Annotated in this window: 32 protein-coding genes and 1 pseudogene; 5 read left to right on the top strand and 28 right to left on the bottom strand. The window is 36.5% G+C overall.

From position 1 onward, the window contains the following. Positions 1 to 25: 25 nt before the first annotated feature. The 20 genes from copZ to DCE79_RS07440 all read right to left on the bottom strand — a co-directional run bounded on the left by copZ (position 26) and on the right by DCE79_RS07440 (position 15,799). On the bottom strand, positions 26 to 232 hold the full coding sequence (copZ, locus tag DCE79_RS07535) for a copper chaperone CopZ (protein WP_108712464.1): 207 nt from the start codon (positions 230 to 232) through the stop codon (positions 26 to 28). A 74-nt stretch (positions 233 to 306) separates the two neighbouring features. Further along, a complete protein-coding gene (locus DCE79_RS07530; RefSeq protein ID WP_108712463.1) occupies positions 307 to 639 on the bottom strand; it encodes a metal-sensitive transcriptional regulator in 333 nt (110 codons plus the stop codon). 202 nt (positions 640 to 841) lie between these two features. Beyond that, complete coding sequence (gene mdh, locus DCE79_RS07525) at positions 842 to 1,786, bottom strand: malate dehydrogenase (RefSeq protein ID WP_108712462.1); 945 nt, start codon at positions 1,784 to 1,786, stop codon at positions 842 to 844. Positions 1,787 to 1,790: 4 nt separating this feature from the next. After that, positions 1,791 to 2,129: a BMC domain-containing protein gene (locus DCE79_RS07520; protein ID WP_108712461.1), complete on the bottom strand. Its 339-nt coding sequence runs from the start codon at positions 2,127 to 2,129 to the stop codon at positions 1,791 to 1,793. Beyond that, the gene (locus DCE79_RS07515) at positions 2,122 to 2,403 is read right to left on the bottom strand and encodes a EutN/CcmL family microcompartment protein (protein WP_108714450.1); all 282 of its coding nucleotides are present in this window, start codon (positions 2,401 to 2,403) and stop codon (positions 2,122 to 2,124) included. The genes DCE79_RS07520 and DCE79_RS07515 overlap by 8 nt, the downstream gene beginning before the upstream one ends. A gap of 17 nt (positions 2,404 to 2,420) precedes the next feature. Next, positions 2,421 to 3,281 carry a phosphate propanoyltransferase gene (pduL, locus tag DCE79_RS07510; protein ID WP_108712460.1) on the bottom strand — a complete coding sequence of 287 codons (861 nt, stop codon included), beginning with the start codon at positions 3,279 to 3,281 and terminating at the stop codon, positions 2,421 to 2,423. Then, positions 3,281 to 3,877 (bottom strand): phosphate propanoyltransferase, encoded by a 597-nt coding sequence (locus DCE79_RS07505; RefSeq protein ID WP_108712459.1) that lies wholly within the window; start codon positions 3,875 to 3,877, stop codon positions 3,281 to 3,283. Before DCE79_RS07505 ends, pduL begins: the two co-directional genes overlap by 1 nt. A gap of 25 nt (positions 3,878 to 3,902) precedes the next feature. After that, the gene (locus DCE79_RS07500) at positions 3,903 to 4,190 is read right to left on the bottom strand and encodes a BMC domain-containing protein (RefSeq protein WP_108712458.1); all 288 of its coding nucleotides are present in this window, start codon (positions 4,188 to 4,190) and stop codon (positions 3,903 to 3,905) included. A gap of 15 nt (positions 4,191 to 4,205) precedes the next feature. Next, positions 4,206 to 5,696 (bottom strand): aldehyde dehydrogenase family protein, encoded by a 1,491-nt coding sequence (locus DCE79_RS07495; protein WP_108712457.1) that lies wholly within the window; start codon positions 5,694 to 5,696, stop codon positions 4,206 to 4,208. 12 nt (positions 5,697 to 5,708) lie between these two features. Next, complete coding sequence (gene eutL, locus DCE79_RS07490; RefSeq protein ID WP_108712456.1) at positions 5,709 to 6,356, bottom strand: ethanolamine utilization microcompartment protein EutL; 648 nt, start codon at positions 6,354 to 6,356, stop codon at positions 5,709 to 5,711. A gap of 11 nt (positions 6,357 to 6,367) precedes the next feature. After that, on the bottom strand, positions 6,368 to 7,279 hold the full coding sequence (gene eutC / locus DCE79_RS07485; protein ID WP_234417357.1) for an ethanolamine ammonia-lyase subunit EutC: 912 nt from the start codon (positions 7,277 to 7,279) through the stop codon (positions 6,368 to 6,370). A gap of 8 nt (positions 7,280 to 7,287) precedes the next feature. Beyond that, a complete protein-coding gene (locus DCE79_RS07480) occupies positions 7,288 to 8,652 on the bottom strand; it encodes an ethanolamine ammonia-lyase subunit EutB (protein WP_108712455.1) in 1,365 nt (454 codons plus the stop codon). An 11-nt stretch (positions 8,653 to 8,663) separates the two neighbouring features. Then, positions 8,664 to 10,094 carry an ethanolamine ammonia-lyase reactivating factor EutA gene (locus tag DCE79_RS07475; protein WP_108712454.1) on the bottom strand — a complete coding sequence of 477 codons (1,431 nt, stop codon included), beginning with the start codon at positions 10,092 to 10,094 and terminating at the stop codon, positions 8,664 to 8,666. A gap of 12 nt (positions 10,095 to 10,106) precedes the next feature. Further along, a complete protein-coding gene (locus DCE79_RS07470) occupies positions 10,107 to 10,598 on the bottom strand; it encodes a EutP/PduV family microcompartment system protein (RefSeq protein WP_108712453.1) in 492 nt (163 codons plus the stop codon). A 9-nt stretch (positions 10,599 to 10,607) separates the two neighbouring features. Continuing rightward, positions 10,608 to 10,949, bottom strand: a complete 342-nt coding sequence (gene eutS / locus DCE79_RS07465; RefSeq protein ID WP_108712452.1) for an ethanolamine utilization microcompartment protein EutS — start codon at positions 10,947 to 10,949, stop codon at positions 10,608 to 10,610. Between the two features lie 12 nt (positions 10,950 to 10,961). Beyond that, complete coding sequence (gene eutH / locus DCE79_RS07460; RefSeq protein ID WP_108712451.1) at positions 10,962 to 12,197, bottom strand: ethanolamine utilization protein EutH; 1,236 nt, start codon at positions 12,195 to 12,197, stop codon at positions 10,962 to 10,964. Further along, positions 12,188 to 12,511, bottom strand: coding sequence for an ethanolamine ammonia-lyase light chain EutC (locus tag DCE79_RS07455; RefSeq protein ID WP_369916802.1), 324 nt, complete (start codon positions 12,509 to 12,511; stop codon positions 12,188 to 12,190). Before DCE79_RS07455 ends, eutH begins: the two co-directional genes overlap by 10 nt. A gap of 196 nt (positions 12,512 to 12,707) precedes the next feature. Then, positions 12,708 to 12,923, bottom strand: coding sequence for an ethanolamine ammonia-lyase subunit EutB (eutB, locus tag DCE79_RS18955; protein ID WP_369916801.1), 216 nt, complete (start codon positions 12,921 to 12,923; stop codon positions 12,708 to 12,710). Positions 12,924 to 13,332: 409 nt separating this feature from the next. Then, positions 13,333 to 14,322: a C40 family peptidase gene (locus tag DCE79_RS07445; protein WP_108714448.1), complete on the bottom strand. Its 990-nt coding sequence runs from the start codon at positions 14,320 to 14,322 to the stop codon at positions 13,333 to 13,335. A 286-nt stretch (positions 14,323 to 14,608) separates the two neighbouring features. Continuing rightward, positions 14,609 to 15,799, bottom strand: coding sequence for an MFS transporter (locus tag DCE79_RS07440; protein WP_108712449.1), 1,191 nt, complete (start codon positions 15,797 to 15,799; stop codon positions 14,609 to 14,611). Positions 15,800 to 15,912: 113 nt separating this feature from the next. Here DCE79_RS07440 and DCE79_RS07435 point away from each other — a divergent pair, with 113 nt between their 5' ends. Further along, a complete protein-coding gene (locus tag DCE79_RS07435; protein WP_108712448.1) occupies positions 15,913 to 16,803 on the top strand; it encodes a LysR family transcriptional regulator in 891 nt (296 codons plus the stop codon). Between the two features lie 100 nt (positions 16,804 to 16,903). Here DCE79_RS07435 and DCE79_RS07430 read toward each other — a convergent pair whose 3' ends face one another. The 6 genes and pseudogenes from DCE79_RS07430 to DCE79_RS07405 form a co-directional block, all read right to left on the bottom strand. Continuing rightward, a complete protein-coding gene (locus tag DCE79_RS07430; protein ID WP_108712447.1) occupies positions 16,904 to 17,107 on the bottom strand; it encodes a hypothetical protein in 204 nt (67 codons plus the stop codon). Positions 17,108 to 17,398: 291 nt separating this feature from the next. Continuing rightward, a complete protein-coding gene (locus DCE79_RS07425; RefSeq protein ID WP_108712446.1) occupies positions 17,399 to 17,614 on the bottom strand; it encodes a DUF3923 family protein in 216 nt (71 codons plus the stop codon). Between the two features lie 201 nt (positions 17,615 to 17,815). Further along, a pseudogene (locus DCE79_RS07420) lies at positions 17,816 to 18,085 on the bottom strand (cysteine hydrolase family protein); the annotation flags it as partial. Positions 18,086 to 18,115: 30 nt separating this feature from the next. Continuing rightward, positions 18,116 to 18,889 carry a GNAT family N-acetyltransferase gene (locus tag DCE79_RS07415; RefSeq protein WP_108712444.1) on the bottom strand — a complete coding sequence of 258 codons (774 nt, stop codon included), beginning with the start codon at positions 18,887 to 18,889 and terminating at the stop codon, positions 18,116 to 18,118. A gap of 155 nt (positions 18,890 to 19,044) precedes the next feature. After that, positions 19,045 to 19,461 (bottom strand): hypothetical protein, encoded by a 417-nt coding sequence (locus tag DCE79_RS07410; RefSeq protein WP_108712443.1) that lies wholly within the window; start codon positions 19,459 to 19,461, stop codon positions 19,045 to 19,047. A gap of 105 nt (positions 19,462 to 19,566) precedes the next feature. Beyond that, positions 19,567 to 20,757, bottom strand: a complete 1,191-nt coding sequence (locus DCE79_RS07405) for an FtsW/RodA/SpoVE family cell cycle protein (protein WP_369916800.1) — start codon at positions 20,755 to 20,757, stop codon at positions 19,567 to 19,569. 272 nt (positions 20,758 to 21,029) lie between these two features. Here DCE79_RS07405 and DCE79_RS07400 point away from each other — a divergent pair, with 272 nt between their 5' ends. After that, a complete protein-coding gene (locus tag DCE79_RS07400; RefSeq protein ID WP_108712442.1) occupies positions 21,030 to 21,437 on the top strand; it encodes a MarR family winged helix-turn-helix transcriptional regulator in 408 nt (135 codons plus the stop codon). Continuing rightward, positions 21,437 to 21,784 (top strand): DUF3147 family protein, encoded by a 348-nt coding sequence (locus DCE79_RS07395; protein ID WP_108714446.1) that lies wholly within the window; start codon positions 21,437 to 21,439, stop codon positions 21,782 to 21,784. Before DCE79_RS07400 ends, DCE79_RS07395 begins: the two co-directional genes overlap by 1 nt. A gap of 510 nt (positions 21,785 to 22,294) precedes the next feature. Here DCE79_RS07395 and DCE79_RS18470 read toward each other — a convergent pair. Beyond that, entirely contained in the window at positions 22,295 to 22,447 is a 153-nt protein-coding gene (locus DCE79_RS18470) for a hypothetical protein (protein ID WP_159083066.1), read from the bottom strand. Between the two features lie 80 nt (positions 22,448 to 22,527). Further along, on the bottom strand, positions 22,528 to 23,079 hold the full coding sequence (locus DCE79_RS07385) for a TetR/AcrR family transcriptional regulator (protein ID WP_108712440.1): 552 nt from the start codon (positions 23,077 to 23,079) through the stop codon (positions 22,528 to 22,530). A gap of 150 nt (positions 23,080 to 23,229) precedes the next feature. Here DCE79_RS07385 and DCE79_RS07380 point away from each other — a divergent pair, with 150 nt between their 5' ends. Both DCE79_RS07380 and DCE79_RS07375 read left to right on the top strand, forming a co-directional pair. Further along, positions 23,230 to 23,409, top strand: a complete 180-nt coding sequence (locus DCE79_RS07380) for a hypothetical protein (RefSeq protein WP_108712439.1) — start codon at positions 23,230 to 23,232, stop codon at positions 23,407 to 23,409. Between the two features lie 56 nt (positions 23,410 to 23,465). Next, positions 23,466 to 23,810 carry a DoxX family protein gene (locus DCE79_RS07375; RefSeq protein ID WP_108712438.1) on the top strand — a complete coding sequence of 115 codons (345 nt, stop codon included), beginning with the start codon at positions 23,466 to 23,468 and terminating at the stop codon, positions 23,808 to 23,810. The last annotated feature ends 20 nt before the right edge of the window (positions 23,811 to 23,830 follow it).

The raw sequence follows: 23,830 nt of genomic DNA, 5'->3' as shown, positions 1-23,830 counted from the left end.
GTGCCTATAACAGCACTCTACTCAATTATTTTACATCGTAGCCTTGTTCTTCAATGGCTTCTTTGATTGCTTCAACTGACACTTGAGCTTCATTAAAAGCCACTGTTACTTTTGCATCTTCTAAGTTTACTGATACTTCATTAATACCTTGTAATTCGTTTACGCCACTCTCTACTGCTTTCACACAGTGACCACATGACATTCCTTGAACATTTAATGTAACGTTTTGCATAATTGATTCTCTCCCTTAATATGAATGATTATTTATTTTATATACACCACTGGGGTATATAATTGTTAAAAAAATTATTTTTTCATAAGCTTTTGTATTGTTACAAGTAATTCATCAAGTACTTCATCATCGCCTTCTGAAAGTCGATCCACAACACAGCCTTTTAAATGGCCTTCTAATAAAATCTTAGCAACACTATTTAATGCAGATTGAGTAGCAGAAAGCTGCGTAATAACATCATCGCAATAGACATCTTTCTCAATCATACCTTTTATCCCACGAATTTGACCCTCAATTCGATTTAATCTTGTCGTCATATCTTTTTTGATACGTTCAGAATGATGACTTTTTCTACAAGAGGCACTATCTTCTGTATGGCAGGCGACATCATTTACTTCATTTTCCATTAGATCAACCTCCTAATACACCCCATACTAACATACCCCCTCAAGGTATGTAAAGCGTGTAGGATTATTTTTTTCATCTATAAATGACAAGTATATATCTACTATTTAATTCGTTTTATCAAATGATTAAATTTTCACTTTAAAATTATAAAAAGGTTGGTTTCCATGTTACATGAAAACCAACCTGCTTTAATAATCTCAATTATAATGTCTTACAAAAATCCACCATTTCCTTCACGACATTTGCCGAAACTGCTAATGCCTCTTTTTCAGCTTCTTCTAAATCAAGTTGCACGATATTTTCAATACCGTTCCCTCCTAAAATCGTCGGAACACCTAGGCAAATATCATTGTAACCGTATTGCCCTTGTAGATAAGCAACACTTGGGATGATTCTTTTTTGATCGCGAATAATTGTTTCGGCCATTTTTACAGTTGCGGCGGCAGGAGCGTAATAGGCACTTCCATTACCTAGTAAAGCGACAATTTCTCCTCCACCTTTACGTGTGCGTTCAACAATTTTTTCTAAGCGATTCGGTGCAATCACTTTTTCGACTGGGATGCCACCTACGTATGAATAACGAATTAAAGGGACCATTTCATCGCCGTGACCACCTAACACAAAACTAGAAACATCTTCTACACCAATGCCTAATTCCTGTGCCACAAATGTGTTAAAGCGAGCTGCATCAAGGACGCCAGACTGTCCAATGACACGATGCGGTTCGAAACCTGTTTCCTTTAGGCAAACATAGGTCATTGCATCGACTGGATTGCTCAAAACAAGGACAATACTGTCAGGTGCATATTTTTTTATATTTTGCGCGACGTTTTTCATAATGTTCGCATTCGTTTTGACTAAATCATTACGACTCATACCAGGTTTACGTGGGAAGCCAGCTGTCACAATGACTAAACTAGCCCCTTCCATTTCTGCGTATTGATCGGTACCCATTACATTGACATTAAAATTTTCAATGGGACCAGCTTGTAGTAAATCAAGTGCCTTGCCTGCTGTTGGCTTTGCCACTTCAGGAATATCGATCAGCACAATATCACCCAATTGCTTTTGTGCTAAATAAAGTGCAGCGGTCATTCCGGTATTTCCTGCGCCTACAATTACGATTTTATGTTTTTTAAAACCCATGCTTTCACTCCTCACTTACACTTTTCGGCTGTGTCGCTTTTGGCGCAGTTCGCTTTGGTGTATGCTTCGGAACTTTTTTCTCAAATAATTTCGCTACTTCTTCATCTGGTCGAGGAATTACATGTGCGGCAAGTAATTCACCCACACGTGCCGCTGCTTCTCTCCCTGCATCAACTGCTGCTTGCACAGCGCCTACATCTCCAGTAATAAATACTGTAACGATACCACCATCAATCATTTCTTGTTTTAGAATTTCAACATTCGCTGCTTTCACCATTGCATCTGCTGCTTCAATTGAACCGACTAACCCCTTTGTTTCAATCATGCCCATTGCTTTACTCATTTTTATCACCTCGCACCTCTGTCGAATCAATAATACCGATAACTACTGCATCAATGGGGAGAGGGTTGTCTGTTAAAATATAGCGAGCTGCACCACCATTTGTAACGAGTACCTCATCACCAATCCCTGCGCCGATACGATCTGCTACAACTAATTCATGACGAATCGGCTGATTTTTTGAATCAATGGGTTGAACGATTAATAGCTTCAAGCCGTTTAAGTTTTCTTCTTTTCTTGTTGCCCATACATTGCCGATTACTCGAGCCATCATCATTTCCATCATCACCTACTTTATTTTTGCCGAACTATTTTGATTCCTCGTTTACGAGCTTGATCATATGCCAGTGCTGTAATGATTGTTTTTGGATTTACTACCATTTCAGTTCCAGTCCAATCCGCTACATCTTTTTCCGTTACAAGTTTTTTGTTGAATCCTGTCGGAATTGAGTTAGCATGTGTTTGCGTATAACTTGGTGTTGGTTGTAACATTGGCATTTGCTGAACTGGTTCGTCCGTTACAATTTCTCCAACATCATTTACAGAAATCATCGCCGCATTGCCTTCGTCTGTGTCAACATGCATTTCTAATTTAAAACGCTCGGATACACGTATTTTTACATGATTAAAAATTAGAGGTCGTTGTGACAACACACGTACATTGACAAATTGTCCATCTGTAACACCAAAAGAGTGGGCATCTTCAACAGACATATGAATATGTGCCGCAGCAATAATACAGCCTTCTTGTAAATAAATACTACCTTTAGGTCCAACAATAGTAATAGGTGCGGAACCAGCCGTATCTCCAGAAAAGCGAAGTGGTACTTGGATACCTAATTGTCGTGCATCGGTTGCACTCACTTCTACTTGAGTCAGCTTGCGTGCTGGGCCCAACACGCGAACTTGATGAATCGACCCCTTATTACCAACAATGGTGACTTGTTCTTCCGCTGCAAACTGTCCTGGCTGTGATAATGGTGACTTTGGTTTCAATTCATAGCCCTCTCCAAATAACAAATGCACATGTTCTTCGCTTAAATGGACATGGCGAGCAGAAATTCCAATCGAAAATTTGCCTGGTGAATTATAATGGGCTCCATGAATTTTCGCTAATACCTCATCGACGATTGAACTAATCAATTGATCATTCATTAAATCGCCTCCTTAATTAGCTTAACTACTGTGCCAAAGCCTCGAATTAAATTACTTGCGTTGCCTTCATCCGTATCAATATGCATGTCGAGTTTAAAGCTTTCAGATACTCGAATGATGATATTATGAAATGTTATTGGTCGATCTGAATCGACAATTACATCAACAAGTTCACCATCCGTAACTTGAAATTGGCTTGCGTCATCTGGATGCATATGAATATGTGCTTTTGCTATTATGCAGCCTTCTTCAATTGCAACTTCTCCTGCTGGACCAATTAATGTGATTGGCTCACTCCCACTAATATCACCTGATTGACGAATTGGTGGGTTGACACCAAGTACAAAGCTATCCGTTCTACTCACTTCAACTTGAGAAGCAATGCGAGCAGGTCCTAGTACACGTACTTTTTCAATTTGTCCTTTTGGTCCACGAATCGTTACGCGTTCTGCGGCTGCAAATTGTCCTGGCTGTGATAAATCAAAATCATTCGTTAATGTAGCTCCTGGCCCAAATAGGATGGCAATATGTGCTTCGGTTAAATGAACATGACGAGCAGATACAGCAATTGGGACTTGCGTATCGAGATTTGTCATCCTCTACATCCCCTTTGTGTGCGGATTATAGCTCTAATTTTGGTAAAATCAATTCTAATTCATTGTGTGGACGCGGAATTACATGAACAGATAATAATTCTCCAACACGTTCTGCCGCAGCTGCACCCGCATCTGTAGCTGCCTTTACTGCACCTACATCCCCACGGACTAATACTGTTACGATCCCGCCACCTACATGTACTTTACCAACAAGATTAACACTCGCTGCTTTAACCATAGAGTCCGCTGCCTCAATTGCTCCTACTAGCCCTTTTGTTTCTACCATTCCTAAAGCTGTTCCTTCACGATTCATAGTTAATTCCTCCAATTATTTAAGTTGTTTTAGTACTTCTTCCACAATTTTTGCAACAAGCTGTTCATCAATTGAACCTGCTTGTTGTTGTACAATCGATTCAATATCGACACTTTCCTCAACTGGAGGTGCCGGTACTTTCACTTCTTTCACACCATAACTCATACGTTTAGTTAATAATAAATGCTGTGCTGATACATTATCCGACGTAATATTTCCGCCAAATGTACCGCAACCTAATGTAAACGATGGACGCAAATTCGTCGTACCACCAACGGCACCCATCGTAGCCATCGTATTAACCACAATTCGGGAAACTGGTAATTCAAATGCAAAGGTTCTAGCGATTTTATCGTTCTCCGTATGAATGGATAATGTATGTCCGCGCCCACCAATATTTAGTAATTGCAAGCACGTATCTTTCGCTTCATCACTATTTTGTACTTTATAAAGCGCTAAAACTGGTGAAAGCTTTTCTAAAGAGAAAGGAATCTCTTTTCCAATTTTCGTTTCGATGCCTACAATGATTTTCGTTTCTTTTGGAATTTGAATTCCTGCTAGTTTCGCAATCGTTTGTGGAGATCGGCCAACGATTTTGGGATTCACTTTCCCCACTTCAGGAGAGATTACTTTCTCCATCTTTTGTTTTTCTGCATCCGATAAAAAGTAAGCCCCTAGCTTTTTCAGCTTTTCAACAGTCTTTTCATAAATAACTTCATCCACGATTAATGCTTGTTCTGTGGCACAAATCGTTCCATAATCAAAGCTTTTACTTTCCACGATATGTCTTAATGCGATATCGAGTTTAGCCGATTTCTCAACATAAACTGGAACATTTCCAGGTCCAACCCCGTAAGCAGGCTTTCCAGAACTATACGCTGCACGAACTAACCCACCGCCACCTGTCGCTAAAATGACATGTGTATTTGGATGCTTCATAAGAGCTTCTGTAGCTTCCATTGATTTTTGTGTTAAGCATTGAATTAACCCTGCTGGAGCACCTGCTTTTACAGCAGCCTCTTCACAAATATCGAGCGCGGCTTTTGTACAGCTCACTGCATAAGGATGTGGGCTTACAACGATAGCATTGCGCGTTTTTAATGAAATGAGCACTTTAAAAATGGCAGTAGATGTTGGATTTGTTGTCGGAATAATTGCTGCAACAACCCCATAGGGCGCTGCAATTTCAATAACTTTTTTCATACGGTTTTCATTAATGATACCGACTGTTTTCAAGTCTTTAATGTCTTCATAAACCGCCTTTGATCCGACTTCATTTTTCATTTTTTTATGTGCGACAACACCCATTCCAGTTTCTTCAACTGCCAATCTCGCTAAATATTCCGACTTTTCATAGGTTACCTCTGCAATAGCCTTCACAATTTTATCAACTTGTTGTTGGGTGAACTTGGCATATTGTAGCTGTGCCTCAAATGCAAGTTTCACCTTGTGATCAACTTCATCGATTGCATCAGTCGATTGTCCGTTTTCAAATAACTGAATCATCCTGTCACCTCCTTATGATGCATCAATTGGATTTTGTGCAATTCGCTCGATAGATTCACGAAATGCATCCGCTGCTGCTTTACAAGATGATTGGGATCCGCTTAATAACCCACCACCGAAGTTTGTTTCAGACGGTGGACCAAAAAATACTTTCAGCTCAACATCGGCAGCCTTTAACGCAGCGTCTAACCCCACAATTGCTTCTAGCGGCGGAGCAATTAAGTACGCTAAAGCTGAACCAACTGGAACACCCGCTGTTTCAGCTAAATAACTGCCACAGCTGGAAACGGTATGTGCATAAAGGGCATGTCCTTCGCCTATTTCTTCAAAAAACGCATCGTATTGCACCTTTTGCTCGATTGCATCAAATGCACTACGTATTTCATCAGGCGAGGAGCCAGCTAAAATACCAATCATTTCACCTGATAATGGTCCAGACGCATGAGCCGCGCCTGCATAAAAACTTTTTGCGTAAACGACTTCAACATCTGCTTTTTTCGTTGCTTCATCGATAGCGGTGTAGCCTACGTCATCGATTGTTAACGTAACAATCCCTATACTTTGATGCCAATCGGCTAATTGCAATTGCTGTGCTAACTGGCTACTGACTCTCGGAATGATTTGCATCGCTAAAATATCGGCAAACAATTTATTCGTCATTCATTAGCCTCCTATTCTTCTTTTTGCACTAAATTGACACCACTCGCTTCGTATTTCAATATTTTTTGAACGATATTCCCTAAAAATGCGCCTGCTTCCACAGGTGGAATTCCGCCTTTATGAATATTTGAAACGACAGTACGATCCGATTCAATCGTGTCTTTACGCGGCTTGTAGCAAATGTACGCACTCATAGATTCTGCTGATACGAGCCCTGGACGTTCACCAATTAAATAGACGATTACTTCGGGTTGTAATAACTCCCCAATATCATCCATCAAACCAACACGCCCTTGCTCAATATAAAACGGTGTTCCCGTCTGATAGCCTAGACTTTGTAAGCTTTGTTGCAATGATAAATACACATTTTCTAGGTTGGCATTAATTGCTTCCGCGCTTAGACCATTTGATACGATAATTTGGACCTTCGCGTTTTTTTGACATTTTTCTAGTAATGTTTTTTTGGCTTCATCGGATAATTTTCGTCCGTAATCAGGTCTTAAAATATATGTTTCTTTATCTTCTTCTGCCTTTGTTCCAATTGTGAATAGCTGCAATTTTTGTAGAAGGGCTTGTTCAACTTCCCCATAAACCGTATCTACTGCTGCTGCATGATCAAAGCGGAACTTTAACATCGTGTTCGTTAAAGGCCTTGGCCCACTTCTACCTACACCAATACGCGCTGGTGTTTGTGTGCGAAAATGCATAAATTTTTCATCAATTACCTCTTCAAATTTTTTCGCATCAGCTTGTTGATTTACTTGTTGTTTTTGCTGTGCACTCGAATTCGGTGCTGGATGATTAAATAGCTGAATAGTTGCTGCTTGCACGTGTTGTTCAGGTTGTTTACGTTCTGTTAATTGTTGTTGGACAAGCTTTTCTGTGACTAGCTTCGTAATCATTTCGACTAACTCTCGATCCACTTCATCACCTACTTCTCAAAAATCGTTAAGTCGCCTGCTTTGCTTGTTAGACGACCATTTTCCATAATGCCCATTTTTTCAAGCCATACTTCAAACTCACGTGCAGGTCGTTTTTGCATCATTTCTTGCAAGGTCGGCACATCATGGTAACTTAAAGATTGATAGTTTAACATGACATCGTCGCCCATTGGTGCAGCAATCACAAAGTTCACACCCGCTGCCGCTAAAAGTACGCCTAAATTTTCGTTGTCATTTTGGTCAGCTTTTATATGATTCGTATAACAAATATCAACACCCATTGGTAGCCCATGCATTTTTCCCATAAAATGATCCTCGAGCCCTGCGCGAATTACTTGCTTGCTATCATATAAATATTCAGGTCCAATAAATCCAACAACGGTATTGACGATAAACGGATTGAAATGACGTGCAAAGCCATAATTTCGGGCTTCTAATGTCAACTGGTCGATGCTATGATGTGCTTCTGCTGATAATTCAGAACCTTGTCCCGTTTCAAAATAAAGCTGGTTTGGTCCTGCACTTGTTCCTTGTTTTTTTACAAGTTGCGCAGCTTCCTTAATTAAATCTACAGATATCCCGAAAGCACGGTTTGCTTTTTCAGTACCTGCAATACTTTGGAAAATCATATCTGCAGGTGCCCCTTGGCGAATGGCTTTCATCTGTGTTGTTACATGGGCGAGTACACAGTTTTGAGTGGGTACTTGCCAATCATTGATAAAATCCTTTGTTGCGTGCAATACACGTTTTACACTTTCTACTGAATCATCAACGGGATTAATACCGATGACAGCATCACCAACACCGTATGCTAAGCCTTCCTTCATTGACGCAATGATGCCGTCAATATTATCTGTAGGATGGTTTGGCTGTAGACGAGATGATAATGTTCCTTTTTGACCGATTGTAATATTACACGTCGATAATACTTCGATTTTATTCGCTGCATAGATTAAATCCATATTGGACATTAATTTTGCTGCGGCTGCAATCATTTCAGAAGATAGACCTTTTCCAAGACGACGCAATGCCGCATTATCCACGTGACTGCTTAAAATATATTCGCGTAATTCTGCAACACTCCAATTTTGAATTTCTCCATAAATCGTTTCATTAATGTCTCCATCAAGTAAACGTGATACTTCATCTTCTTCCATTGGAATGAGTGGATTATTGCGAATATCTTTTAAGAGAATATCACCTAATACTACTTTTGCTGCTACTCGTTGCTGCACATTTTCAGCAGCAATACCAGCCAATTCATCGCCTGATTTCAATTCATTTGCTTTTGCCAATAAATCTTTTAAATCTTGAAAGGTATAGACGATTCCACCTAAATTTGTTGAAAGGTTCATTCGCAACCTCCTTATGCTTTATGAAATGCTAGAGTTTTCACGACAACTGGCACAACACCTGCTTGAAGCGGATTGCCAATATCAATATAATCACCTGTTCGTACGAAAATTTGATCGATACAAACAATTTGTCGTCCTTCTTTTCGTAGTAATAAACTTTGACCGAGCACTTTTGCATAATCAGCCTCTAAAATAAGGAGTATAATTCCATTTTTAGTTGGCCAACTTGTCGCAATGCTTTCGGCCAATTGATCGATATCTGCAAAATTCATATATGGCAAATTGTTTAAATATAACGCAAATGGTTCACCGCTATTTTCCGTGTCAAACAGCTGTACTGCTTGAATCATACTCGCTTCAATTGCCTGCATTATTTGATTTGATTGCTTATTAAAATCAACAGTTAATACAGGCACATTTTTAATAGGCAAAACCGATGCATCAACTTCAATCGTTGCGCCACTTACATCTGTTGACTGTGAACCTGCTCCCGTAACGGTTGCACGCACAGTTTCAACGGGTTCTATCCATTCAAATTTGGCAAGCGTTTCGTCAGCCATTAGTGCTTCTGCAATTTTCTTTCCTAAATCATCAAATCTTCCTGTATCACAATTGGCATCGCTACGTGGATACATGCAATGGGCAACCCCTCCTGAAAAACTGATCACTTGCACGGGTTCTTGCCAATTCGGCACATGACCTAATAGTAATGGAATCTTTTCAGCTCGTTGCTCTGCACAGAGTACATAATTTAGGCTAGTGATCATTTGTTGGATAATAAATTGTTCCGTGCGCACCTCACGTGAATCCCCAATTTTATAGTCAATACTTGCTTGCTGTAATAATCGTTGAATAGATGGTGCCATACTAATCACTTGATTGTGTACATATTCAATCAATCGACCACCTAGATGAAGTGTTACTGTACCGATTACTTCCCCATGTTTTAAAACCGCAATATTCGTTGTACCACCACCGATATCGATATTCGCTACAACCTTGCTCGTTTTTTTTGAATGAGCAACGGCGCCAGAACCCTTTGCAGCTAAAATACTTTCCAAATCAGGTCCAGCAGTCGCTACTAAAAATTCACCCGCCGCATCCGAGATAAAATGAATCAGTTCCCGCGCATTCTTTTTCGTTGCCGTTTCACCCGTTATAAGCACGACCCCAGTTTGAATTTGTTGTGGCTCAATTTGGGCTTGTTTGTATTGTTGAAACACAATTTCTTCAATTTTTTTTACATCAATTGTTACATCATCTAGTAAAGGTGTCCGAAAAATTGGGCTTTGGTAGAGTACTTCTTTATCGACAATTTCAAAGCGCGGAACATGAGCTTGACCTGCTGTATTTTGAATCGTAAGTCGACTAATAATAATTTTGGTCGTGCTCGTACCAATGTCGATTCCTGCACTAATGAGTGACTGTACCTTTTTTGACATGCGCTCCCTCCTTCAGGAAAAGAACACCAATGGATCATTGGCTTGTTCAACATACGCACGCATTTCATCTATTGAATTGCACTGTACAAGCTGTCTCACATGTTCGATTCCAATTCCTTCAACCGCTGAAGTCATGACAATTGGTGCCTTTCCAATTACTTGTTTTAACCACTTCACCGCTTGTTCAGGATTAGCTTCCGGCAAATCCGTTTTCGTCACAACTCCAATCGGCAATTTTGACATTCCTGTGCCGAAAAGCGGTGGAAAATTAGAGATTTTCCGGGTAGCATCTTGTAAAAATATCAAATGTGATACTTCCATCGATGTCGCAATGATATTTTTATAAAACATAGGGTTTTCCAAATATTCACCTGGTGTGTCTACAATCCAGCCTTCATAATTTAGTGCCTGTGTTTTCACTGCATGAAGTTCTTTATTCAACAAGGCTTTTGTTAATGTTGATTTTCCAGCACGGATTGCGCCAATAATCATCACTTTATTCATTGTGATCACCTACGATTTTGTGATATTTGCTGGTGTATATCCTAAATTTGTCTCTAAAAAACGATTAATTTCAATCAATGACATTTCTACTTCTGAAACGCTGCCAATAATGACTAAACTACCTGTAAAACGGTCTAAAAAGCCGATTCGAACATTGGCTGCTTTTGTTGCTAAATCTCCCGCAATGATGACTGTTTCACTCGGTGTACATGTCATTATCCCCAGAGCACCTAATTGTTGAATACCCAATTTCTCCAGCATTTCGCTGTCTGGGTTTGCAATTAAATGACTTAATGTAAGCTGTTTACCAGGAACAAACTCTTGAATAAACCGCTTTTTTTCCTCGGCCATTTCATCACCTACTTATGCATCTTTGTATTCGCCTTCTTTAATAATGCCAGCTGCACGATCTTCTTGTTCTAGCTTTAATGCAGTTGGAACTGATAACTTATATGCGAAGTAAATCGCGATAACACCAGCTAATAATTTCCCTAAAATTACAGGTAAAATAATTGTTGGCTGGAAGTTTGCTGTGAACGATAAATGGTCACCTAATAGGAACGCCGCACACACACCAAACGCGATATTAATAACCTTGTCTTTCGGTGGCATTGAACGAACTAATGTAAACATCGCTAAAATGTTCGCAATTGTTGCGAGTAATCCCGCACTACCAACTGCTGATAAACCAATTTTTCCACCAACTGCCTCAAGTGGTTTAGAGAAATATTTACGAATTAAATACACCATCGGAAACGCACCTGCTAACATAATCCCAATATATCCCGCTGTTTCAAGGGCTCGAAATTGATCTTCCGTATCTGCCATAATCGGGTCAAAGCCCCATACACCAAAGATTGTTGTAAATAAACCTGTGAAAATCTCAACAATCGAGAATACAAGGACCAATTTGATTCCTGCATCCATGACGCGACCAAAAATCATAAAGCCATTGATCATCATTTTTGGTAAGAACTTTAGTCCAAGTGCAATAAGCACAACAAACACAAAGAGCGGCGCCAAGTTTATGAGAATCTGGACGACAGAAATACTAAAGGTATAAATTGGTTCAGCTGATGTATCAATCACTTCACGAACTTTTGTATCAAATAATGAGATCGAAATTGCTGAAATAAATGCACCAATCGGAATCGTTAATACACCTGCCATAATGCCAAGCGCCATATATTTATGGTCACGCTTGTCAAGCATGGCAAGCCCCATCGGAATAGAGAATACGATGGTTGCTCCTGCCATAAAACCAACGATTAATGCCATTACCCAACCTTCCTGTGAATCTTTTAATGCGTTGGCTAACTGATAACCACCCATGTCTGATGCTAAAATCGTTGTAGCAGCAAGTGCAGGGTCTGCTCCGATTTTATGAAAGACAGGGCTTACTACCTTTTCAATGAAAATTGTTAAGTATGGAATCGACGCCATAATACCTGCCGCTGGTACGAAAATATGACCAACCGCGTGAAGCCCACCCATAAACTCTTTCCCCAAACCATTATCAGGATCTTTTATGGCTGCAAATGCACCAGCAACCGCACAAGCCATAATAATATAAACAATCACAACACCTATTAACTCCATGAACGTACCCCCATCACATTAGTTTGCATTATTTTTTTGCGCATAAATGCTACCCTTGTACATTCTAATTTCAGCATTTGCTCTATCAATTCTGATAAATAAGCACCTGCTTCACTGGGTGATAATCCATTTTCATGGATGTTTGAAATGACTGTTCGATCCGCTTCAACCGTTTTTTCATTCGGTTTGTAAATGATATACGCGCTCATCGACTCTGCTGTATTAAGACCTGGACGCTCCCCTATTAATAGAATGGTCACTTTACTTTGAACGATTTTCGCAATTTCCTCTTGAAGCCATACACGCGCCAGCATTAATTTGGACTTGAGTCGTAATATGCGCAAACACACAATTTTGTGTAGGAATTTGCCAATATTACATAAAGTCATCTGTCATTTGCAAGATGCGCCTCACGGATTCAAGAGAGTCAACCGTAGGATTACAATGTTGATTTGGTTATAGATTGAGAGGTTTTCATCATCATAGATAATGCGTGTTACATTATCCTTCTCACATGGTATGACTGGTTTCCCATAAATATCCTTTAAATATAAGTTTACTTAGGACAATCTTTACTGCCATTCGTTCGAGTGAAGGTATAGCAGCAATTCCGGCTAAAATGTCCCCAGACTTCACTTCACTAGCCTTAGCTAGCACTTCTTTTATAGAGTTAAATTGATAATGTACTCCTTTTAAAGCACAATTTAACTTTAATATTTCACCCATTTTCCAGAAAATTTAATATACTTCTATTTTTAGAATATTACTAATATATAAAAATTTCAATTAATTATGTCTTATACTGAAATTTTCTTTATAAAACAAAAAACATCTTGATATGATTTAATCCGACAAAAGACGATTAATAAAACATAAGATTTACATACCTCACTTTATAGTTGGCTTTTAAATCACAAAAAACCCTATCCAAAATACATAGGGTTAAGGAATAGATCATGGCTAAAGAAGACATCATTTCTGGAGCCAATTGTATAGTTTCCATGCTGAAGAACATTAATAATACGTATATTGCGACAGTCGGTAACTTTAACCAACACAAACTGCTATATATAGTGCTACACGATTAAAAAGGTGCAAACACTGTCATATCAGTGTTTGCACCTTTAAAAAGATATTAAATTCGACCGTAACTAGTGAAATGTTTCTTCCAATAACCTGTTGAGAATGATGCAACACTTACTTTTGAACCACTTGCACTAATCATTTTTCCACTGCCGATATAAATACCTACGTGAGAAATACCTGATTTATATGTGTTACTAAAGAATACTAAGTCTCCAACTTTTGGTGTGAATACTTTTTTAGACGCATTATAATAACTTGCAGCTGATGAACGTCCGATTGATTTCCCAGATTTTTTAAACACATAATAAATAAAACCAGAGCAGTCAAAACCAGAAGGAGAAGCTCCCCCAAATACATATCGTGTACCTAGATATTTTTGTGCTATAGTAGCAACGCTTTTGTTACTTGTAGCAGATGCTGTCGTTGATTTTTTGGTTGTAGATGTAGAAGAAGTTCCACTAACTTTCAACTTTTGACCAACTCGGATGGCTGTTGATTTTAAACCATTCAGACTTTTTAGCGCTGCCGTAGTCGTACCATATTTTTTGGCGATTTTTGATAGTGAATCCCCACTTTTAACTGTATATGTACTTGAACTTGCAGTAGTTGTTTTCACAGCCTTAGTAGACGATGCAGTAGAAGTTCCACTAACTTTTAATTTTTGACCAACTCGGATGGCTGTTGATTTTAAACCATTCAGACTTTTTAGCGCTGCCGTAGTCGTACCATATTTTTTGGCGATTTTTGATAGTGAATCCCCGCTTTTAACTGTATATGTACTTGAACTTGCAGTTGTTTTCACAGCCTTAGTAGACGATGTACTACCAATTTGTAATTTTTGACCAATGTGAAGGGATGTTGATCCTAAACCATTTTGTTTCATAATGGTTGTATAAGGCGTACCATATTGCTTTGCAATTTTTGATAATGTATCGCCATTTTTTACTGTATAAGTAGCAGCAGACGCACTGATTACTGAAGAAAATAATAGTGATGTACCAAGTGCAACGGATGCCGCCTTTTTTGTTAAACTATTCATATCCAAATAAAACCTCTATATCTTTATAATATTTTTATGTTTTAAATTTTCCTATACGAATGATAATATCAAATAAATGTTACAACACCTTTACAGCAATATTAAATATAAAGACAAATTTATAATAATTCATCAGAAGTCCCACAAAAAAGACGTGTCCGAAATATGATTTCTGGACACGCCTTTTCTTGTTCACTAAGCTTTTAGCAGCAGCATTTAGTGAATTATCTTAGTTATATATATGAATGAATACCGTTTAACGGTTTTCAACTAAGAACAATTTGATTTATGCGACAGGCTGTTTTTTATTTTTATTTGGACGTGCATATAAAAATGTATAGAGCACGATACTTAATAAAATAACAACAGCAAGTACTGCATATAACTGGCTATATGATAAAATCGCGATTACGGCTCCTAATAAATATGGGCCAAAACCAAGACCTAAATCTAAAAAGATGGAAAATGTCGATGTAGATAATCCAATTTTTTCTGGAGGTACACTTTTAATAGCAACTGCTTGGCAGCACGATTGAATATTGCCGTAGCCAAAACCAATTAACACACTCGCAAGTAAAAACGTAAATCCTGAATGTGCTGTACTTAATACCAACATCCCTAGAGCAAAAATGACAGTAGCCGGGTACATAACGTAATTGGCACCTTTTTTATCTAATAGTTTCCCTGAGAATGGACGTGAAATTAAAATCGCAATCGAATAGGCAATGAAGAAGAAACTTGCCACTTTTGCAAGGTCTAGCTCATTGGCATAGAAGTTCATATATGTTAAAACACTTGAATAACAAAATGCAAGTACTAATATGACAATCGAAATAGGTAGAGCTCGCGGTTCAATAAAGCTTTTAAGCGAAAGTGACATTTTTTCTGGCGGTGCATCTGTATGAACAGGATTTGGAATATTGACCATTAGCGCAACAATTAAGCTAATAACCCCTAGACCAACACAACCAGCGAAAATGACATTATAACTAGCATGTTGGACAAGTAATATTCCGAGGAATGGACCGATAGCAGTGGCTAAAATCGTACTTAAACTAAAGTAACCAATTCCTTCACCTCTTCGACTAGGAGGAATAATATGTGCGATACTTGCTGTGACCACCATAAGAGTAACCCCTAACATCACACCGTGAATGACACGAGTTATAAGCAAAAAGCCAATTCCTGTTTGGATAAAATATAAGCCGGATGTAAGCATGTATAAAATCAGACCGACAAATAATAATTTACGATAGCCAATTTTTTCAATATATCGTCCCATAAACAGACGCCCGATTAAGGCACCTACCATAAAAATACTTGAAACGAGGCCTGCTTGACTAGTAGACGCATGAAACACTTCTATTGCATATCCACCCATTATAACGATTAGTAAATAAAACACTAATGTTAATAAAAAGTTCATGGCTGAAACGAGGATAAAATCTTTCGTCCATAAACGTTGTGGTTGATTCATTTAAAAGACCCTTTCTTTCGCTTTGTTACTTTATTGTAATATTAACTATTATTAATGTAAAATTAGTATATTTAATGTTAACATTAACGCAAATTAAGTAACGGAGGGAGAAAATGAAATTAGAGCAATTTTATTATGTTCGTGAAATTCTTCAAACAAAATCGATTACAATCGCATCTGAAAACTTGCATGTAACACAGTCTGCAATTAGCCAATCGATAACGTCACTCGAAAAAGAAGTAGGCATTCCTTTATTTCATCGTTCGCGACAAGGAACGATTCCTACGGAGGAAGGAAAGACGATTCTTTACAAAATTCTGGAGATTTTAAACAAAATGGACGAATTAAATTTAGAAATGCAATCGATCCAATCCTCTTACAAGGGTGAAATCAATATTGCGACAATTCCAAGTATCTTCATGACATTTCTTCCTGGAATTTTATCACGTTTTCAAAAAGACTATCCACATATAAAAGTAAATATACATGAAATGGAAAATTTAGAAACATTAAATGCGCTTCAGCACGAGAAAATTGATATGGGGTTTATCGCTTTATTTCATGATTCCAATAAAAAATTTAATAACCAGATTTCTTTTCGTCCGATGCAAATTAATGGCGCTTTCTCGGCAATTGTTCCTAAAAATTCAAAGCTTGCTTTAAAAAAATTTTTAACCGTTCAGGATATTCAAGATGAGTATTTTATCTTATATGATAGTCAGTTTTACCATGAAATGATGGAAGAATTTCAACTCGAAATATCTGAGCTTAAGGTCATTTTTAAAACAACGAATACAGAAGTCATTAAACGCTCAGTACTAGAAGGAATAGGCATTAGTATTCTTTCCGACTTAATGTTAAAAAATGATCCTTATATGGATAGTGGAGAAATTATCGCGGTCCCTTTTCAATTTCAATGGAATAATCAAATAGAATTCGGGACAATTCATAAACAAAATAGCGCTCATTTGCGAATCATTCAAAAGTTTTTGGAGTATGTGTGATGTTTACATCTCTTACTGAATAGTTTTGAAAGCAAACGACCCATATTAAAAAGGAACGAAATGTTGTTAAATCAACATCTCGTCCCTATTTCTTTATGAATTACTTTTTGTTTGATTGTTGATTTTTGTCATGGTTCGTTTTATTATTTTTATTTTTTAGTTTAGAATCAAATTCTTCGGCAAATTCTGCTGTATTGTCCTCAGGATTGCGATTGTGACTCGTTTTGTTATGATGTAATTCTTTAAAAGTTTCAAAGGGATTATGCGTTCTTTCATTTAATGTCTTCTTATTATTCTTACTCATATTATTCACCTCCTACTGATTTAATGTGCTCAGTGTAGGAGGATTTATGCTATTAAGCTAAGAGTCCATGGTGATGAGGATTCCGGTAAGATTGAACCAACACTGCGGATTTTTGAACTGCCTGTTGCCGAACCGAGAGTCACTTCTATTTAAAGGAAATCCCGATTAGATAATGCAGCGTGTCCAAAATGTCCCTAAATCCTTGCTATGACTGGATTTCAATAAATGTGCATAAGAAAAGCCACGAAACGTGTGATTTCACAAGGTTCGTAGCTATTTTGTGTGGGACTTCTATGATAGACGTACTCTTTTACGAACAAAATAAAACCAGATTAGTTGTATTATAAGAACAAATCCAAATGCAACACCTAAAATTATAAATGTAATAATTCTTATTTCAGGTGTTTGAATAGCCCCCGCGCCATCTACTTGTCTTGTTCCAATAATAATTGCCAGCACAGAAAAAATTACTAACCAAAATACATTTCCAACCCACCAGAGCTTCAACTTTACTCCTCCCTCATTCCATTATTAAATACTATACATATGGTAATACGGATATTTGAGATATAAGTTTCAAAATTTTTTAATACCTTTTGACTAAGGGGGCGTTAGTTGAAGTAACACCTTCCCAAACAGTGGTTTTGAGACATTCCCTAACTTGCATTTGGAAACCTAATTTAAATTATAGGTATAAAAATATTCAAACTATTTTTCTTGGATTGTGTTTTTTATTTTATACGCTTCAACATATTCTTCGTAATCTAATACTTCAATAGCATTTGACCAATGTAAAACAATTCCAACAATATCTTTTATATCTAAACCTTGAATTTCAAAAGTTTCATCCGTATTAACAGTTCCAGTCGCATCTTCTATAAATGTTACTGTATAACCTCTATCAAATGCTGATATAGCAGTGAATATACAACAGAATTCAGTATTAAACCCTGCAATAAAAAGGTGATTTACACCCAGCAATAATTGAATGTGCTCAAGGAAACAATTTTATTTTTCATTATTAATAAAATATGTATCATAGGATTCTTGCAGTTTATAGCCGATTTTTTGAGCTAATTTAACAGATTCCTCATTAGCACCATCCCAATTAGGGTACTTTCCTCTATCTAAGCAATCTAATATTAAAATAGAAGCGACAATTGTAGCTAAACCTTGCCTTCTATAATCAGGGTGACTAGCAACTTCAATCTCAATCCCATCATCATATATACTAAACGAGGTTGCAGCAGAAACAACGTGATCGTTATTGATAATTGCATAACCTATTCCTCTATTAATAAAATCATCAATAGAATCAAACTGGCTTACGAAGTCCTCTGAAAGTTCATGGAAAGACGGATCTTGTGCTATCGTTTTATCTATCTGCTTAATCTCATACCCATCAGGTAGTGTTGATATTAGACTTTGTATATGTTTTCTATTTAAATGTTCCAAATTCTTTTCAAATCTATATCGTGGAAACTTCTCAATTGAACCAACATGAACTGTTTCGATACGATTTTTCCATTCATCGGAATCAACAATTGCAAGAGTAAAATCAGGTAGATTATTAAGTAATTCTTCAGCTGCTTTTGTGTCCGCATTTCCAGCAAAAAACACAAAAATCCCCACTGTTATTTGAGCAACAGTCGGATTCTCAAGGTCATCCACCCAAGCAGTTCCCATATGTCCTTGAAGGCATGATAGAATTATCGTGCTATCAATTTTTTCAAACATCGGGATTAATTTTTGCCTTACATGTAAATCTGCTTCTAAAATCATTAAATTCCTTCTTTCTTATACACAATTTTTACTTACATTATCCATAATAACTCAAATGAGGAATAATTACCCTAATTAATCAAAGTGTTACGTAGCCTTAATTTTAAAATATTCACATTGGTTTTATATATCTGTATCAATTTCATCTCTTCTCCCTATACTGCATTAATCATGAAACGTCCTGGTGAGGCTTTTATTTCAAAATAATATTTTTCCCCTCTCTTCAATTTCTCTAATTTAATGCTTTTTCCAGGGGTTATTTGAAATTCATCAATAATTACATTACCTTTTTCGTCTTTTACTCTTAGGATTACATCACTTTCACTATTCGCATCATTAACAATTCTCTTTTCCCCAAAAAGTTGTCCATAAATTAAATAATCCTGGTCGTTAAAATGGAAATCCGTAAAACGAATACTCTGCCAATCTTCCATATCATCCTCTATGTCTACAAATGCGGTGACTTTTGGAAAAAAGAAATCTTTAACAACTCCTACATCCTGAACTACTAGCATACCGATAATAGTAAGGTCATTTGCATAGGATTTATAGATTTCACTTAAATCCTCCACTAAATACCTCCCTTCAACATCCTTAAATTGAGCTTACATATATATAGAATGAAACAAAGATTCGTTACAAATAATGCTAAATTAATTTAGTGAATTATTACGATTTCAATCTTCATCATCCTCACCAATAGTGGTAAACATATAGTGTTTATGATGAAAATGCATGCTGAAAATAAGGCCGATTGCGAGTGCATTGCCCATTAATGAACTACCGCCATAACTAATAAATGGTAGTGGAATTCCGGTAATCGGTAATAATTGAATCGTCATACCGATATTTTCAAATACATGGAATGTAATCATTGCGATAATTCCCGTGCAAATATATGAACTGTATGGATCTTTTACCATCATCGCAATTTTGATTAAATGATACATTAAAATGAAGTACATACAAATGATGAAGCTTGCGCCGATAAAGCCCCATTTTTCACCAATAACTGTAAAAATGAAATCTGTATGATTTTCGACTACATATACCTCACGATTTAAATAACCTTTGCCAAATATTTCACCAGAGCCAATTGAATTCATCGAGGAAATTAGTTGAAAACCTTCATTTGATGCGTATTTATAAGGGTCAAACCAAGAAAAAATACGCCCCAGTTTATATGGCTCAATGCCAAACATATTTTCCAAAAAATCTTGCATGTTAAATACCATCCAAATAACAAAACCACTAGTTGCTGTTGCTAGTGTCAATAATGGTAAAATTATCAACCACGAAATTCCCGAAACGAGTATAAGTGCAATCGTAATGGCGATGAAAACAAGTGCGGATCCTAAATCAGGTTGATCGAATACAAGTAAAAATGGCACAATTAATAACCCTAAAATTTTAATCAATAAATATAAGTCCGTTTTTAATGTGCGTAAATGTTTTTCGTTATGTAAGCCGATCGTTTTAGCACACGCCAATATGTAAAAAGTTTTCATGAATTCGGATGGTTGTATATTGCCTAGTGGGGTATGATACCAACTTTTTGCACCATTGACCACCTCTCCAATTTGTCCCTTTCCTTCCGGCATAAATATTAATGCAACGAGTAATAGAATGCCAAAACCATACAAAAACCAAGTGATTTTTTTATACTGTTCAATATCAAAATACATGACACATAGTATGATGAATGCCAAAATCCCGTAATAAACTATTTGACGAGGAATAAAATTGATACCTGTATAGCTAGTTGTTTGTGCAGAAGAAATAGCTAGTAAACTAATACAAAAGAAGATAAATAAAATAGAAATTAATGTCCAATCTATTTTTTCCATGAAGGGGTTTTTATCATTCAATAGGTCGCGCTCCTTCCATTTCTAATATTTATTATAGTTAACGAATAAATTGTAAAATAGTTCCTTTTTATTATTGATTCATTCAATACAAAAAACTGAGGATCAAAAGTAAAATATTAAATTAAGAAACCGAATTATCGGTCGTTTGGGTGCTTTGGAGATTTAAACATTTAATGAAAGTTTTTAGTTCTCCTACATTCTTAGAAAAAGCATTTACTTTATATCGTTTAAAACGATATAATCTGTTCATACGATGAAAATGAGGTGTTCCTATGGATAAGGAGATTAAATCACTAAATCAATACTGGACAGATATTTATTTTGCCCTTCATTATGTACATGAAGAACAGATTTCGCATCAAGCTGTCCGTATTTTACAATTAATCAAAAAAACAAATTTAAATAGCGTTGGAAACATTGCAGAGTATTTAAAAATTTCCCATAATACAGCATCTGAGCATGTAAAAAGGTTAGTGAATAGAGGGTATCTCTCTAAGTCTAGAAGTACGGAAGACGAACGGAGGGTAATACTATATTTAACAAAATTAGGGGAAGATGTTCTCGAAAAAAATACAAGCTTGGATGAATCAAAGCTTGAAAAGATTATGCAGTCATTAAGTGATCAAGAAAGATTAGAATTGGTGAATAGCTTAAAATTATTAAGCGAGCGTGCTAAATGATGTATGCAGTAGTTAAAATTTTAGTTTCAGCAATCATTATTGGTTTAGTAACAGAAATTGCAAAAAGATTTCCTACGTACGGAGGAATTATAGCGGCATTACCCTTAGTGAGTTTGTTGAGTATTTTATGGCTATCTATACAGGGGGAACAAGCGGTAACATTAAATAAATTTATTGTCGGGGTTTTAATGGGCTTACCAGCAACGATGGCTTTATTGATTATTGTTTACTTCGGAATGAAAAATTCACTCCACTTGTTATGGTCGGTACTTTTAGGTATAGCGGGATGGATGTTATTTTTAGCTATTCAAGATATACTTATAAAACTTTTTAAAGACATTTATTAGAGACATATATCAATCGTTCCCAAACATGATGTAACCCTTAAAAGATACGGTTACTTTCAGGAAGCTATTTGGGAACGTTTTTTCTATCAAAATGTCTTTTGAATTCATAACACGAATTAAAGTATTCAACTTTTGGTCTTTTTAGATAATTGACTCCATATTTTTTGTATGCTTAGCAATATCACAGAAAATATACTTGTTCTTAATAAAAAAATAAAAGCCGTTAGCATAATGATTGGCAAAATGTCTTTAAATGAGAAATTTTCTAATTGAGTAAAATTGAAGTTCTTTAAGGAAAAAGATAGCATAATTAGAGCAGCGATTAATACAAGCCATTTCTTTTTGAGCGAATTTGTATTATTCAAGTAAAGATAACCCCCAGTTAATTTATAAAAGGATCTAAAGGTTTTCCGATTTTCCATATTTCTTTTTATAAGAGCGAGAACAACAAATCCGATTATGCTGATACCAGAAAATACCAGAATAATGAATCCACTTTTTATCACCCTTTCACCAGATGTTCTTTATTAAACGAATAATCATTTTGGGAATAAACATTAAAATGTTCCAAGCCACTTCAAATATGATTGAACTGGTAAGCTCCCCTAGCATCTCTTTAAAAAGGCCGTCCTGTTTTTCTTTCTTTACTTTTTTATTTTTCATTTTCTAACTCCAAATAATTCAATATTTATTTAAATTATATCATGCATCAAAATATAGCCTCTGTTATTTGTGTGTAACAGTTATTCCTTCAGTAATGTTGCAAATAATGCCTCAATCAATTGTTCTGTTGGCTGTTCCCCACTTTTTACATATTTCGTTGACATCCCGTAAAGTGTCCAACTCACTAATATACTTTTTAAATCCACCTTTTCAAAAGACCATTCTGGATATTTCACCTTTAAAAGATCACGAAATACGCGACCAAGTTCATCCTTAACTATCGTCTCAATTTTTGGTGTAAACGCCTCATAGCTTCTAGAACACTGATTCGCTAATCCCTTTTGAAAACTTAGTAAGCTAAAGAAAATATCTTTTAATGTAGCAGTAGTTAATGCTTCATATGAGCTTACATTTTTTAATACGCCTTTTAGTACATTCTCACTTAATACTTTTTCGAGTAGATCAAATTTATCAAAGAAATGATAATAAAACGTCGCACGATTGATTGTGGCACGCGATGTAATATCTTTGATCGTAATGTCTTTAAAGTCCTTTTCCACAGCTAGTTGCATAAAGGCATCCATTATCAATTGTCTCGTTCTTAAAATACGTGGATCGATTGCTTTTTCCATAGGTATACGCCTCACTTTTTCGACACTTAGCTTCATATGTCGTATATACGATTTTTAAAATGTTTTGTTGGTTGTGGCAAATTTAGTTTGAATTTAAGATAACTATACAACATATGTTGGATAAACGAAAGATGTTGGAGGTGAAATAAATTGAATATTACTGTATTTGGTGCCAACGGAAAGATTGGTCAAGACTGGACAGTTGTTCGTATTATTAACCCGAATATCAAAACAGATGGAAATGGCTATACAACGTCTTTTGGTGATACGAAAGCAAATTTAGTGTATCCCGTAAAAATGCAGCGAAATGTATGTATGATTCCATTCTAAAAACAGAATGGATTCATAAAATGCCAATTGTATTTAATAAATAAGGGAGGATTCATATGACCGTATTAGCCATGGTATTACAGGGGATTTTAGCGTTAATGTTTATTATGGCTGGTTTTGGTAAAGTGTCTGGTTCAAAAATGCATATCGAAGGATTTACAAAATGGGGTTACCCACAGTGGTTCCGAGTAGTCACTGGGTTAATTGAATTAATTGCGGCGGCATTATTAATCGTAGGTTTTTGGAATGAAACAGCAGCCATCATCGGAGTAGCCATTCTAGTAGCAGTCGGTATCGGTGGCGTGATTACACATATTCGTATAAAAGATACAATGAAAGATACAGCACTGATTCTCGTACTTGGCATTTTAGCACTTGCACTACTAATCATTCTATTATAAAAAGCAGGTGAAAATATGAA

This window comes from Lysinibacillus sp. 2017 (genome assembly GCF_003073375.1).
GTDB lineage: Bacteria > Bacillota > Bacilli > Bacillales_A > Planococcaceae > Solibacillus.
Note: the sequence above shows the minus strand (reverse complement) of the source record. Positions and strands in the feature narration are given on the sequence as shown.